Source organism: Ileibacterium valens, from assembly GCF_001945525.1.
In the GTDB taxonomy this organism is placed as follows: Bacteria; Bacillota_I; Bacilli_A; order Erysipelotrichales; family Erysipelotrichaceae; genus Ileibacterium; species Ileibacterium valens.
Genome location: NZ_MPJW01000121.1, coordinates 1 through 14,937, shown reverse-complemented (window position 1 = coordinate 14,937; position 14,937 = coordinate 1). Strand labels below are relative to the sequence as shown.

Sequence of the window (14,937 nt, the reverse complement as noted above, 5' to 3'; positions counted from 1 at the left end):
CGGGAGAACATGTCTTCAGATGCAGGACATGAGATTATGGTCAGCCGGAGCATTCAGGCGGAAGGAACCTTCGGAGATCTTAAAGAAAACTACAGATACAGCCGATTGAGACGCCGGGGACTGGAAAACGTAAAATTTGAGGTGCTTATTGTGGCCATGGGACACAATATCAGAAAATTAAACAACAGAAATCGGATGAGTTGCCCAGAACTCGAACGTTATGGAAAATTAAAGGAGCAGAAAAGCGAAATCTGAAAAAGATTATAAACAGTCTTTTTGAGTTTTGGCTCTTTTCAGTGCGTTCAAAAATTGACTTGAGCGGAAAAACACATCATAAAACAGGATTGAATCAGATAAAAAGCATAGAAAAAGGGGCTGTAAATCTCGCTGATGAAAAATCAGTCGAAATTTAACAGCCCCTTTTTCCAGTCTTATGGCTATTGCTAGATCCCCTCTTTCATAGTATTCTCTTTTTCACTTCGCCCATTAATTCTTACATCAATTAAAGATTATCTTTTGCTGCTCCGAGAAGAACCTGATTGACAGATTGAAGTGATCATGACAGAATTCTTTTTCACAAACTGAAACTGGCTTTTTGCTTTGAAGCAATTTTGTTTCATGGCTTCAACCTCTTCAAGAGAAGGTTCGTTCAATCCTTTCTGTTGAAAGCGATGCACACAGGCAGTTTTGAAATTACATGCCTATAATAGAGAGGACGAACTATTACCATTGGTGTGAAGTACAGATATCCGAACTGATATTCGATATAAATATCGAAGTTTCATCATTCAATCCAAAAAAGTAAGGAGTATTAATCTATGAAATATATGAGTCAGGTCGATCAAAAAGAATTTGATGCGTTTTCTGAACAATATGGCAATCTGCTGCAAGGTTCTCCCTGGGCATCCATAAAAAGCAACTGGGATTCTGAACTGGTTGGAGTCGAGAATGACAATTCTAATCTAATTGCCGCTGCTCTCGTTTTAAAAAAGCCGCTTGCTATGGGCTTTTCAATGTTTTACCTTCCGCGCGGTCCTATTGGAACCAATCAGGAAGCCATTGGCTATCTTTTAAAGGAGCTTAAGAAGAGCGCTCGAAAGGAAAAATGTATTTTCATCAAATTTGATCCTGAAATTCTGGTTCGAAAGTGGAATGTAAAGGAAGAAAAGCCAGAACAGCCAGATACTTCCTATGTCGATTATTTTGTAAATGAATTAGGTGCAAAACATAAAGGATATACCACTTTTATTGCAGAAACCGTTCAGCCTCGTTATACGATGGGTGTTGATCTGCGTAATGATTTTGAAAAGGGGTTTGACCGTTCATGCAAACGCGGTCTTAAAACGGCTGATCTGTACGGAGTGGAAACCGAAACTACATATGGGTATGATCCTGAGGTTCTTGAAGAATTTACCCGCCTGATGCACTGCACTGAAGAAAAGAAAAATGTTCGGCTGCGCGATAAAGAATACTTTGAACGAATGCTGAAAACATACGGTGAGAAGGCTAATATCATCCTTGGAAAGGCCAACTTTGATCAGGCCCGAATGGATCTTGAAAAGAAAAAAGCCGAACTGGATGCCAAAGAAAAACTGACCAAGAAAGAAAAAGAAGAATATAACCGGATTGTTAAAGGTTTAGAAAAGCTTGATGGTCTGCATGGATCTCCTTATGTCAGCGGAATCTTAAATATCGATCATGGCAAAACCATGGAAATGCTCTATATGGGAAACGATCCAGCCTACAGCTTCACGAAGGCAAGCCGCCGTGTTTATACGGATGCCTATTCAAAAGCCAAAGACCGCGGCATCGAATACGCAGATATGAGCGGAGTGGAAGGAACGCTTTCCGATGGACTTTATGTTCATAAAGCAGGCTATGGTTCAATGATCAAAGAATATATTGGAGAATTCGATCTGGTCGTGATGCCAATGATGTATTCCATAGTCAATCCAATTTATGAAAAGAGAAAAGCCGATCAGGCATAGAACAAAACTACATCCCTTTGGTTATCAAGAATTCTGATGAGCTAAGCGAAGAAAAAGCTGCTGCTTCAAAGTAAGTGAGGCCTGATCATTAAGTGCGGCGAAGACAGAGGAAATATGAACACGCCCCGATTTAGAAGGTATGATGAAAAGGCCCGTCTTTAGAGGTTGAGAACCACAGAATTTAGAGTTTGTTCGATTATGAGTGTAATTTAGCCAAATTCTCCTAAATATAAAGGAGAATTTGGCTCTGTTTTTCTATACATCAGGAAAGGACTTTATAATGAAGGCCTTTTTCTTCTTTGCCTTAAGTCAGACCATTCAGACAATCTTGAAATATTGAATCACAACACGAAATATCCGTTCAGGCAAAACATCAAAAATGCTTCACTTTAAATTAAAATCTCTGAATCTGCATCAATAGCCAGACAGGTTTTTTTATTTTTTCTGTTTTATCGAAATAAAATTGCTTATGATTATAATTGGTTTACAAATTTGAAGAATTAGGAAAAGAAAGGAACTGACTATGAGTGGATTTTTTGGAGCGACATTGAAGCACTCAGCAGTGCTTGATGTCTTCTTTGGGACCGACTACCATTCCCATCTGGGTACCCGTCGGGCAGGAATGGCTTTTCATGGAGAAGACGGATTCTGCCGGGTAATTCATAATATTGAAAATACGCCATTTCGAACCAAATTTGATCATGACTTAGATGAGCTTCATGGAAATTATGGAATCGGATGTATTTCCGATTATGAGCCGCAGCCTTTACTTTTACAGAGCCATCTTGGAAGTTTTGCTTTATGCACAGTAGGTCGAATCAATAATCTTCAGGAACTGAAAGATCTTTGTTTTGAGCATGGAATGTCCTATTTTTATGAAATGAGTAATGGTGACATCAATCCCGTCGAACTGGTTGGATCTCTGATTTCAACGAAGGACTCTTTTGTCGAAGGGCTCAAATACGTTCAGGATGTGGTTGAAGGAAGTATGTCGATTCTTCTGATGTCTAAGGATGGAATTTATGCCAGCCGGGATAAAGTAGGACGAACACCAATCGTTTTGGGTGAAAAAGATGAAGGATACTGCGCCGCATTTGAAAGCAGCTCATTCTTAAACCTTGGATATACTCCATTCAGAGATATGGGACCAGGTGAAATCGATCTTCTGACCCCGGATAAAGTCACTGTATTAAAACAGCCAGAAAAAGATATGAAGATCTGTTCATTCCTCTGGGTTTACTACGGATATCCGACTTCGACCTATGAAGGGGTCAATGTTGAAGAAATGCGAAATCGCTGTGGAAAGATCCTTTCCGAAAGAGACAACGTAGAAGTTGACAGCGTCGCCGGGGTTCCTGATTCTGGGATTGCTCATGCGATTGGTTATGCCAATGCGACAGGCATCCCTTTCTCAAGACCATTTATTAAATACACCCCTACCTGGCCACGCTCATTTATGCCAACCAACCAGACACAGCGCAACCAGATTGCGAAGATGAAACTGATTCCCGTTAAGGAATTAATCAAGGACAAGAAACTGCTTCTGATCGATGATTCCATCGTCCGCGGTACTCAGCTTGGAGAAACAACTGATTTTCTGTATAACTCCGGAGCAAAAGAAGTTCATGTAAGACCTGCCTGTCCGCCAGTCATGTTTGGCTGCAAATTTCTGAACTTCTCAAGATCCAACTCCGAAATGGATCTGATTACCCGCCGTGTGATTAACGATCTTGAAGGCGGTAATGTAACGGATGAAATTCTAGCAGAATATGCCAATCCGGATTCTGAACGTTATGCCAATATGCTTGAAGAAATCCGAAAGCGTTCCGACTTTACATCTCTGCGCTATCATCGACTCGATGACATGTGCAAGTCCATCGGACTCGATAAATGCCAGCTCTGCACCTATTGCTTTGATGGAACTGAATAAGAACTTTAAGCTTTCATTCAGAAGGATCCAGCATTCGATATCTGATAGAAACTCAATACTCTTATAAAATGACGAATGCCATTTCTCTTTCGAGAAATGGCATTTTTGATCATTGCAGATATTCCAATGAAATCCGCTATCCTAGCTTGCATAACTTACTGTTCGTTGGAGTGTTTTGTGAAATTGGAATATTCATTTTCCAGTTCCTTTAGCTCTTCTGATTCAGAGTGATAAAACATCATGATAAAAGCTGCAAACAAAAGCAGGACACTGATCATTATCGTATAGATTCCCATTTTAATCATCAGCAGGCCGCCTAGCAGACATCCTAATATGAAATAAAAAATAATCCGCAGATATCCTGCTGAATATTTCAGATATATCTGATCCTTTGTATGAATAAACATCGCCAGATTGTCCATCATATTTCTCATATTTCCTATACACATGGTTGAAGCAAAAGGATGACCATGAATTTTTCGAAATGACTGAACCTGAATCGCGCAGGACATGGAAATTAGGCTGTTTGCGATCAGATCACTCTGAATAAAGGGAACCACTGCCAATAACAGGATTTCCAGAAGAAGTATCCATTGTCTCCAGTGCAGACGTTTATGATGCAGGCGCATTCGGATCAGCTGAGCAATCAGAATTCCACTCATAAAGAAGGCAAGTGGTATCAGATAACGGATAATCTGTTCTAAATTCCGATCGGCAATTCCCATTGCCAAAAAGATAATGTTTCCAGTCTGAGCATTTGCAAAAACATGCCCACGAACAAAATAGCTGTAAACATCCTGCAGTCCACCGGATATCGTGATCAGAAATGCAATCCAGTATGATTCAGACATCTGTTTTTGGGATGTTCGAATCGAGACTTTCATGAAAATCCCCTCTTTTCATTTATATCGACAATTCAAAACCGAATTCCATTGGAAAAGCTGTCAGACAAATCTTTCCTTCCATAATAAACCAATTGTTTCCATAGACCGAGATGGAGAACAAAATTCATCTGCAAAGTCTAAAAGCGCTTTTCATTTCGCTTTTGATCCATTCAGCCTTGAAGGATGATCAAAGAAAAAAGGCTTTATCTTTGGAATAAACATTACTCCAAAAATAAAGCTTACTTCGTCTTATTGAGACAGAAGGCTCGTATGAAAGAAATCATTAATATACTGGTTGCACTTAAGAGCTAAGCGATCCAGAGGTTTGCTGATATTGAAAACGTGAGGGGCATCTTTGGATTGCTCAAAATAGATCCGATAATCAATCTTACAGGAATCGAACAGATCTGCCAGCAGGAATGTCTGATATTTAAATGTAGAATCCCCTTCACTGGTCACAAGCAGTATAGGCGGGAAAGTCATATTCTCATCGATAAACTTGGTCGGATTGACTGAATACTGATACTCTTCAGATTCATGATAATTCTTTCCATAAAGAAATCTCTGTAAGCCCGGAACACCAAAATGTTTAGATAAAAACTGAGATTGTGGAATAGTACCCGCCTGATCGATGAAGCAGACCGGATGAGTAAGGACCATGGCCTGAATATCGAAGTGAATTGGTTTGACTTTAAAGACTCTTTGCATCTCTTCAGACTGATTGATGCAATGACAAACCAGAGCCAGTTCTGCTCCTGCTGAATCTCCTGTCAGCATAACCTGATCCAGGGATATTTTTAATTCATCCGCATTTTCTTCAAGAAAATTCAGATAGGCAAATACATCTCGAATCTGATCACCGAGGCTGGCCTTATCCGCAGTCCGGTAAGTTAAGGAACTAACGACATTCCCTTCCTTAACGAGGTGCGAATTGTATTCGTCGTAGACATCCTTATCTCCATGAACCCAGCAGCCGCCGTGAATATCAATGATAATTGGCATTTTTCGAGTATCCGTATTTTCGAGAGTATAAATATTGCATTCACGCAGCAGCTTTTTATTAGTCGATGGGGCGTATTCGTAAGCAGCCTTAATCACGCCATCGGGCAGCTTTTCATATTTCTTCTTCTTTTTTGCCAGACGATTCAAATATTTTTTGATGGTCAGGATGACGACCAGAAAGACAAAGTAATTAAAATCCATAATGTAAATATTTCTCCTTCCAGGCAATTTCATCTTTCCTGTAAAATGCACTAATCCATAATGAACAACTGTCTGAATATCAATGTTTATACTCTTCGCCGCATGAATTAATGATCCAAACAGGATCCAACTTTTCTCTATGTACCTGAAATATTAAAACATAAAAATGTAAAAATTATGTCAGCCAAATATCAAACAGCAAGAATTTGCAAGCGTTTTCCTCAAAAAGATAACAGTTCCTACATTTTAGAGACAATAAAAAAATCCTGAACAGCTAGAGCTGAGCAGGATTTGTCTGTTTCATAGTTTTTTTCAACAAGGATCTGAGCATCAATAACGAGATCGCAGTCATTAGAACTTCGGCACAGAGTGCTGAGAATCCAATTCCATAAACCCCAAGTACTGCGTTAAACAGGAACATGAACGGAATCTCAAAGATACCTTTACGCAGGATAGCCAGAATGAGCGATTGAGTACCCTTTCCACAGGCCTGAAAAACGCCTACGTTCATAAAGTCAATCGCCAGGAATGGATTGGCTAAAGCCATTCCCCGGATCAGCACGCTTCCGATGGCTACAGTATCTGGATCACTGATAAAAGCGCCCATGATTTTTGCTGGAAAGAGCTCGTAGAATATGGTCAGTGTAAACATGATACAGATTGAAAGCTTCATGGTATAGAAGATGCAGCTTTTCATTCGATCAACCATTCTGGCCGCATAAGTATAGCCAATTAATGGCATGACTCCCTGAGATATTCCCATTCCAACATACATCAAAACCTGAGAGCTTCTAAAAGCAATTCCTAATGCAGCAACTGCGGTTGTTCCATAGAATGCGGCAATGTTGTTCATTAATACCTGCGAAACAACATTTAACAGATTCTGAATGCTGGCTGGAACTCCGACTGCGCAAATACCAGAAACGATATTCTTTTTAAATCCAAATTCTTTGATATCTATACAAACCAAGGTTGTTTTTCTTTTGAGATACAGATAGCCGAAGAAATAGAGACAGGCACAGATATTCGCAATCAGGGTGGCAAGAGCCGCTCCTTCGGCTTTCATTCCAAAGACAAGAATGAATAAGGGATCCAGCAGAATATTGATAAAAGCGCCTGACATGGTTCCAATCGAAGCCTGCAGAGTATTTCCTTCAGCTCGAACCATGTAACCCATAACGACATTCAATATTGCAAATGGTGCTCCAAGAATAACTGCCCATAACAGATAACGGGAACTCGGCTCCATCGTTTCCTCAGAGGCTCCAAGCATATGAAGCAGCGGACCTGAAAAAATGGCTGCCAGCATGGAAAAAATAACTCCGCAAATTAAGGAGCCATAAAAACCAAAAGCGCTCGATCTTCGCAGTGTCTTATAATCTTTAGCTCCCAGAGCCCTGGACATCATTGATGATGAGCCGACTCCAAATAAGTTGTTGATTGCATTAAAAGCAAGTAAAACAGGAGAAATGATTGATACCGCCGCTGATTGAGCCGGCGAATTAATCATCCCCACAAAAAATGTATCCGCTAGCGAATACAGAATCATAACCAGATTAGAACAGATCGTCGGGATGGACAGTTTAAAAACCGCCTTCGAAATCTTTTCTTTTTCAAACAGCCATGTTCTCTGTTCGGCTGCATTAGTTGTCATGAACATCCTCCTTCACCTATGAGTCCATCCACTCATATCCTCTTTTCTCTTTCTTCTGAAGTTCATTGTAAAGAGTTAAATTACATCTTAACAGAGAATGAAACGACAAAATTAAAAGTTTATGATTTCACTTACCAGTTCCATAAAACGATAACTGCTATTCTTTTTTTTGCAGGTTTCTTGAATCCAGGTATTCGATTGCGAAAGCTGCATTTAAAAGGTGCTGAGCATATTCAAAGGAGCAAGCATCACCTGATAGACACTGATACAGAGCATTCCTACACTTCCATAAGCCAGGCACTGGATATAGACAGAAAATTGCTTCAGTTCCTTTTCGATCTGGATCAGGGTCTGCTTTCGATAGGAGTTAAGCAGAGAAACAACCTGTGAGCTTTCCATTCCAACCTCAAGAAACGTTAAAAAGATTGGATCAATCCATTCGCAGTCTTTTAGGATTTCTTCAAAACGATATCCGATTCTCATTTTCCTATTCCATTCCCTGGCTTCAACGCAAATAAATCCAGTACTTTTCATCTTTTTCAGATTTTCTATGGTTTCTCTGGTCGATAAACCACATGACAGCAGACATTCTAACCAGGCGCAAAGAGAATAACTCTGGATTTTCCTGATCAAACTAAACTTTCTAAACAATCTTTGTAAAATCTGTGAAGCCTTTTTGGAAATCATACCTGAACTCTGTTTCTTTGAAACTAGAAAGAGTAATCCAAGAACAATCAATCCAAACCAGAAAACAGTAAACAGGCCAAGAAGTATATATAACAGAATAAATTCAGAATCTGCCGCATACATACTAAGTGATGGCAAAATCTTCAGAGTAAAGAACCACAATAAGAGCCAGGCAAAGAACATCAAAAACATCGGGTAAGAAAGCTGTGAAGACAATAGATGCAGCAGATGACTGCTCCCTTTTTCCAAAATCACAACTCTCTCGAGTGCTTTTGGCAGCTCAAGAAAGTTCAGCAGCTCTCCTAACTGCCTGAAAAACTTCTTTTTCTGATTATAAGTGAACACCTTTTCAAGGGGTATCCCCTGCTTTAAAAGATCAAAAATCTCATCCGCATTCCTGAACGATATGACTGCAGCCTGTCTGAAGCTTAGCCCACTCTGGCTCATTAAAACAAAGTTTCTGATTTCATCCGGGGTCATGGATACCGAAAAGTCAGACAAATTTTGGGGCTTCGATCCATCCGCTTGCACTCGCAAACTCGATTTCTTCAAAAAGGGAATCAGGTCTTTGAGATGTATCTCCTGATTTAAAATAGTTTTCAATGTCTTCCCGTTTCCATCTTTCATAAACGCATTCCTTTCCCAAATCTTTTTCATGTCCTTTTTTCGACTTGTATAATCTCTGGGCAAACACAGCCTGCAAAATGGTGGATAAATCTTTTGGATCAACTCCAAATTCAAGCATTCGTCTTATGGCTTCTTCGACTGTTCCTGAATGCAGGGTTGTAAATACAAGATGTCCTGTAAGTGCTGCCCGAACAGCCATCTTTGCCGAAAAAGCGCTTCTGCATTCCCCGATGAATATGACATCTGGATCATGACGCATCAGTTCTTCAATCCCCTTTTCGTAGGTAAATCCCTGCGCTTCATTAATTTCCATCTGAATGTAATTTGAATCCCTGATCTCGATTGGATCTTCCAGAGATACGATTTTTCGATCCTTTCTTAGGGCCATATCATGAAGAATGGCATGAAGAGTTGTGGTCTTCCCACTTCCGGTAGGACCTGCAGATATGATTAATCCATGCTCCTGCATCGTCATCTGCTGCAGATAAGCGATCGCTTTAGAATTACTCGACAGTTCTTCAATTTTTAAATCTCTTGCAGCATTTAATAACCGAATCACCCCTGTCTGCAAATCATGGTTGCTCAGGTAAGCAAAGCGGCAGGTATATTCCCTCTTATCTGAATGAATCCGAAATGATCCAGATTGGGGTTTGTGAGGAGCGCACAAGTCCATGCCTGAAATGAATTTAATAACTTCAAATACCCTCAGATCAAAAATATCCTGCTTTAAGGCCAGAAAACCCTCATCTGTTCGAAACAGAATTTCTAACTCCTCCTGATGACTCTGATGACTGATATGAATATCGCTTGCTTTCTTTTCAAAGGCATAGTCAAGCAGAAGCCCAAGCAGCTGTTCCATATTCCTTTGATTTCAGCAGCTGTATTCTTTGATCCTGATAAATCATTGCTGCTGGATTCTCCTTTCATCAATCGGTTCGAATGCAAGTCTATAAACTTCATATTTTCTGAAATTTTCATTTTTAATTTCTGTTCATTCCAGCCGATGATCTTAGATTGGACGAGTCAGGTTTGTATGAAGGAATTCGATTATGGCAAAATGTTTATAGATTCATGCGAACGACCTACTTTCTTATTCACCGGTTTTCTCATGTTGAACGAAATTTGATACAAATTATTTAAGATTAGCTTGATTGCTGCATCATTTTGAAAGGACAATTTATGAATGATCGAATCAAAGGCGCCTTATTATTTCTGCTTACACTATTTACCATTGTTGTGATTGTGGAATCCGTCCATGGTGAATTTTCTTCCGCACTGATCATTTGTCTTTTTGGAGGAATTCTTGCCATGATTGCACGGATCCTCATTGTTCAGCGCCTGAAATCCAAAAATCAGAAAACGGATCAATCTTCGAATACCTCGGATACATAGAGCAGATTTTGCGGATCAGGTTCGTAAATCCTCATATTATCCATATCAACAAACAAACTGATGATCTGGAAAGATACATTTTGTTAATCCATACTGCTCTTTATTCGTTGAATACGCTTCCTAAAAAAACTCCGCCTCACACAAAGAAACATTCTCCATTGATAGAAATCGCTGCAGATATCGAATACAATTGTTGCGTCAAAAGACAGATCCCTGATTTAAGTATTCAAAAGTCAGGAAAGAATCAGAATCCAAAATAGATGTAAAAATAAAGGAATGACCTATGACAAAACTTGAAAAAGCTAAACAATACGAAAAAGAGCATCAACTTTCTGAAGACCAATTGCCTGCTTTTCACTACGCAGCTCCTATTGGCTGGATCAACGATCCAAATGGCTTCTCCTTTTTTGATGGAAAGGTTCATTTATTCGCTCAATATCATCCTTACAACAACCAATGGGGTCCGATGCACTGGCTGCATCAGACGACTGAAAACTTTATTGACTGGACTCTTGAAGGGTGTGCTCTGGCACCAGATCAGGACTATGATCATGCAGGAGTCTTTTCGGGAAGCGCCATTGAAAAAGACGGTAAACACTTTCTGATGTATACAGGGGTACGAAAGGATGAAAACGGCGAATTTCAGCAGCAGTGTCTGGCAATCGGCGATGGAAAGAATTATGAAAAATTGAAAAACAATCCTGTCATCCCAACGTCCTTAATCCCTCAGGGATTTTCTGAAATTCATTTTCGGGATCCTAAAGTGTGGAAAGAAGGAGATCGATATTTTGTGGTCTGCGGCTCATTGGATGAAAAAGGACAGGGACAGGCTATTTTGTTTTCATCGGATGATCTGATGAACTGGAAGTTTGAAAATGTTATGGCTCACTCGAAAGGAACCTTTGGTTCAATGTGGGAATGCCCGGATTTCTTTGAGCTGGACGGAACACCGATCCTAATGTTCTCTCCACAGGATATGCGGGCAAAAGGGCTTGAATTTCATAATGGTCACAACTCGGTCTGGCTAACCGGCCCTTTTGAAAACCATCAATTTAAGGACTTCACTGCCCATTCACTGGACTATGGTCTGGATTTCTATGCCCCGCAAAGTGTCTTATTACCCGATGGACGAAGAGTGATGATTGCATGGATGGCGAGCTGGGATAATCCAATCTTTAAAAAGGATTTCGATTTTGCAGGTCAGATGACCTTCCCCAGAGAAATCTGGATGCAGGAGGGAAAACTGATGCAAAAACCGGTTCGCGAACTGGAAGAGAATCGAATCAACCCAGTTCATCTCTCGGATATCAAAATTGATGGAACATTCAAAAATGAAAAGATCGCTGGCCGATGCTCTGAACTGATCATTCGCTTTAAGGAGACTCAGAATCTCTCGGCTCTGATTTTGGGGCTGGCCAAAAGTGAAAAAGAAGAATTCGAAAGTACGCTGACCTGGTACACTCACCAGAACCTGCTTGAATTTGATCGAACCTGGTCAGGAATGACAAGTGATTCCAATGCAATCCGCAGAGCCAAAGCTCCTGAAGGCGGAATTCAAGAAATACGGGTTCTGATTGATCGCTTCTCCATTGAAATCTTCATCAATGATGGAGAAATGGTGATGAGCAATGCGATTACGACGCCAATTTTTGCCGACGAAATTGAGATCGAAACCATCGGCAGCTGTAAGGCAGATATTGATTTCTATACGATTCAAACGAAATAGTCTGCATTATATAACATATAACCGCTTCAGAATTCCGGGAAAATTAGATAATCCTAAATTAATCAAAAAGCAAAAAGAGGAAAAAGACTCAATGAAAATCAGAGAGGGAAAGAAAACAATTCCCTGGCTCTGCTTGATTCATTGAGTCTTTTTTTTGGATTTAAATCATGTTTGGAAAAATCAGATAAGGATTATTCTTTCTTTCCTGATCCAGCGTTGTGGCAGGACCATGACCTGGATAGACTTCATAATTTCCTGGAAGATTTCTCAGGAATTCCAGTGATTCTTTCATCTGGTCGGCATTGCCGGTAGCCAGATCGGTTCTTCCGATAGACTGGTTGAATAATACATCTCCAGTAAACAGACAATCCTGGATTTTCAGAATGGTGCTACCAATGGAATGTCCTGGAGCACTGTAAGCAGTGAGAGTAAAATCACCAATCTTCTGTTCTCCTTCTTTTAAGGGAAGAGGCTTGGCATTCAGTTTTACATGCGGCATTCCAAAGAAAGCGGATGAAGAATTCTTTGCTGGTTGGCTCAAAAAATCAAATTCAGCTGGATTCATGTAAACATCCACCTTGAATTCATCAATCAGATCATCCACAGCGCCCATATGATCAAAATGCGCATGGGTCAGCACGACTGCCTGCACTTCAGCGTTCAGGGCTTTAATCATTTCAATTAAATTCTTGCCATCAGCACCTGGATCAATAACCAGCGCTTTATTATTTTCAAGAACGATATAGCAGTTGGCCTCTACTGGACCAACGGGTTGACAGATTACCTGCATTCTTATCACCTCACTTAAAGTATACCAATACCAAAAGAAGAGTGTTTTTTTCAGACCTCAACCAAATCCATTCTTCGAGTTATGAGCTGATTTCAAAATCGCAGAATCGTTGCAAAGACAGAAGAAAAATAAAAAAAGGATACAGCAGGCGCCATATCCGTTGAATTTCTGGTTTATCCAAACAGGATTTAAGAAATATAAACTCAATACAATATTTATACAGATCGATTGAGGAAATTCGACTAGCGCTTTTCCTTGTGTTCAGTCTGTTTGTTGCATTTTGGGCAGTATTTCTTGATTACCATTTTTTCAGGATGTTTCTTTTTATTGCGGGTACCGATATAGTTTTCGTCACCACAAACAGAGCATTTAAATACAATGCGGTCTCTCACAGTCAATCCTCCTCACGTTACACCTTTGCGATTATACCACAGGCCCAATTTCAAGTGCAAGGTTCGATTGATTCTGGCAAAAACCATCTGAATTTTTCGGGCAAACTGATCATGTGTGGACTAATTATAAACTATTGAACAGCTTTCTTTTACAGTATCTTTTTTGCTGTAGACTTGTACTTTATCTCATAAGATCTTCATAGGCCTCTGATTCAGTTCTTTATTGCAAGTTGGATTATTTTCATTGGCTAACAAATGATAATGGTTGTTGAGCCATCTTGTTAAGATGAGGTATTGAACGACGGTCAAAACAATCGTTATCAATTTTCAAGAATACTATGATTAAAGAAATAAACAAGAAAGAGAGGACTGCTCGATGTGTACAGCGATCAGTTATAAAAACGGAAGCTCCCATTTCTTCGGTAGAAACCTTGACCTTGAAATGGAATATCCAGTTTCCACAGTTATAACTCCTAGAAACTATGAATTTGAATTAAGAAACATGCCTCATATTAAAGAACATTATGCTTTGATCGGTACCGGTATGGTCATCGATAATACACCTCTGTATTTCGAAGCCATGAATGAAAAAGGTTTAGGTATGGCTGGTCTGGCATTCTTTAAATTTGGCTATTACCCTCCGGTAACAGAAGGAAAAGATAATGTAGCTTCCTTTGAATTTATTCCCTATATCCTGAGTCAATGTGAGTCTGTAGAAGAATCAAGAAAGCTTCTGGAAAATATCAATATCGATAACACCGGATTTTCCGAATGTCTGCCTCCTCAGGCTTTGCATTGGATTATTTCTGATGAAAAAGAATCAATCGTAATCGAAACCACAAAAGAAAAAGGACTTAAAGTCTACGATAATCCATTTAACTGTCTGACTAACCCACCAACCTTTGATTACATGCTCTGGAATATGAGTTATTACATCAATCTTTCAGGTGATCTTGTTCCAGTGCGTTTTGCCGACGATAAAGATGGACTGGTTGAGTATTCCCGTGGAATAGGATCAATTGGACTTCCTGGCGGTGTCGATTCAATCAGCCGCTTTGTTCGTGCTGTGTTTACTCTAAGAAATTCCAAATCAGCCGATGAGCCGCTAAAGAATGTCGCTGAATTCTTCCACATTCTTTCAAACGTTCAACAGGTATCCGGCGAAGATGAAGTCAAACCTGGCGAATATGAAATTACACTGTATACAGCAGGCGGAGATACAAAGACAGGTGTCTGGTATCATTCCACTTACTATAACCCAACGATCTATGCCGTTGATATGAAAAAAGAAGATCTGGATGGAAAAACTTTAGTCGTTTACCCATTCAAGAAAGATTTCGTCATCCCATTCGATAACTAAATATCCATAGAAATCTCTGATTTATTTGACTTACAGATTTTACTCTCAGCGAATCACCTGAAATCGGTGGTTCGCCTTTTTTTTATTTCTGATTACAAACCATTACTTGCTTTATTTAATAACATCAAAAAGTCTTAACCAAAGCCAAGAGTCTCCGTAACCTTTTGAAATTTGCATGGGCTTTTATTCCCGGTTATCCCTGAATACCATCAAAGGCGGAAATCTTCTCTGTGCTCCAGCTTTCCTCTCAGGAAAGTCGGAAACGGAAGATTTCCGCCTTTTGTGATTCTGTTGAACTCAGGCA

Annotated in this window: 13 protein-coding genes; 6 read left to right on the top strand and 7 right to left on the bottom strand. The window is 39.8% G+C overall.

What is annotated here, in order from left to right:
- From BO222_RS05935 to BO222_RS05925, 3 genes are all read left to right on the top strand, one after another.
- Nucleotides 1-255: transposase (locus BO222_RS05935; protein ID WP_075817320.1), on the top strand; the 255-nt coding region annotated here is incomplete at its 5' end.
- Nucleotides 256-818: 563 nt separating this feature from the next.
- Nucleotides 819-1,988, top strand: coding sequence for a peptidoglycan bridge formation glycyltransferase FemA/FemB family protein (locus BO222_RS05930; RefSeq protein WP_075819255.1), 1,170 nt, complete (start codon nt 819-821; stop codon nt 1,986-1,988).
- Nucleotides 1,989-2,511: 523 nt separating this feature from the next.
- The gene (locus BO222_RS05925; protein ID WP_075819253.1) at nt 2,512-3,918 is read left to right on the top strand and encodes an amidophosphoribosyltransferase; all 1,407 of its coding nucleotides are present in this window, start codon (nt 2,512-2,514) and stop codon (nt 3,916-3,918) included.
- 155 nt (nt 3,919-4,073) lie between these two features.
- On the opposite strand, the gene BO222_RS05920 is transcribed toward BO222_RS05925, so the two are convergent.
- From BO222_RS05920 to BO222_RS05900, 5 genes are all read right to left on the bottom strand, one after another.
- Nucleotides 4,074-4,802: a YoaK family protein gene (locus BO222_RS05920; protein WP_075819251.1), complete on the bottom strand. Its 729-nt coding sequence runs from the start codon at nt 4,800-4,802 to the stop codon at nt 4,074-4,076.
- A gap of 249 nt (nt 4,803-5,051) precedes the next feature.
- The gene (locus tag BO222_RS05915; RefSeq protein WP_075819249.1) at nt 5,052-6,005 is read right to left on the bottom strand and encodes an alpha/beta hydrolase; all 954 of its coding nucleotides are present in this window, start codon (nt 6,003-6,005) and stop codon (nt 5,052-5,054) included.
- A gap of 274 nt (nt 6,006-6,279) precedes the next feature.
- Entirely contained in the window at nt 6,280-7,659 is a 1,380-nt protein-coding gene (locus tag BO222_RS05910; RefSeq protein ID WP_075819247.1) for an MATE family efflux transporter, read from the bottom strand.
- Nucleotides 7,660-7,872: 213 nt separating this feature from the next.
- Entirely contained in the window at nt 7,873-8,847 is a 975-nt protein-coding gene (locus tag BO222_RS05905; protein WP_075819245.1) for a type II secretion system F family protein, read from the bottom strand.
- Nucleotides 8,840-9,832 carry an ATPase, T2SS/T4P/T4SS family gene (locus tag BO222_RS05900; protein WP_075819243.1) on the bottom strand — a complete coding sequence of 331 codons (993 nt, stop codon included), beginning with the start codon at nt 9,830-9,832 and terminating at the stop codon, nt 8,840-8,842. The genes BO222_RS05905 and BO222_RS05900 overlap by 8 nt, the downstream gene beginning before the upstream one ends.
- 320 nt (nt 9,833-10,152) lie before the next feature.
- Here BO222_RS05900 and BO222_RS05895 point away from each other — a divergent pair, with 320 nt between their 5' ends.
- On the top strand, nt 10,153-10,365 hold the full coding sequence (locus BO222_RS05895; protein ID WP_075819241.1) for a hypothetical protein: 213 nt from the start codon (nt 10,153-10,155) through the stop codon (nt 10,363-10,365).
- A gap of 283 nt (nt 10,366-10,648) precedes the next feature.
- The gene (locus tag BO222_RS05890) at nt 10,649-12,091 is read left to right on the top strand and encodes a glycoside hydrolase family 32 protein (protein ID WP_075819239.1); all 1,443 of its coding nucleotides are present in this window, start codon (nt 10,649-10,651) and stop codon (nt 12,089-12,091) included.
- Between the two features lie 160 nt (nt 12,092-12,251).
- On the opposite strand, the gene BO222_RS05885 is transcribed toward BO222_RS05890, so the two are convergent.
- On the bottom strand, nt 12,252-12,881 hold the full coding sequence (locus tag BO222_RS05885) for an MBL fold metallo-hydrolase (RefSeq protein ID WP_075819237.1): 630 nt from the start codon (nt 12,879-12,881) through the stop codon (nt 12,252-12,254).
- A gap of 242 nt (nt 12,882-13,123) precedes the next feature.
- Entirely contained in the window at nt 13,124-13,273 is a 150-nt protein-coding gene (rpmG, locus tag BO222_RS05880) for a 50S ribosomal protein L33 (RefSeq protein ID WP_075819235.1), read from the bottom strand.
- Nucleotides 13,274-13,649: 376 nt separating this feature from the next.
- Here rpmG and bsh point away from each other — a divergent pair, with 376 nt between their 5' ends.
- Nucleotides 13,650-14,633: a choloylglycine hydrolase gene (gene bsh / locus BO222_RS05875; RefSeq protein WP_075819233.1), complete on the top strand. Its 984-nt coding sequence runs from the start codon at nt 13,650-13,652 to the stop codon at nt 14,631-14,633.
- The last annotated feature ends 304 nt before the right edge of the window (nt 14,634-14,937 follow it).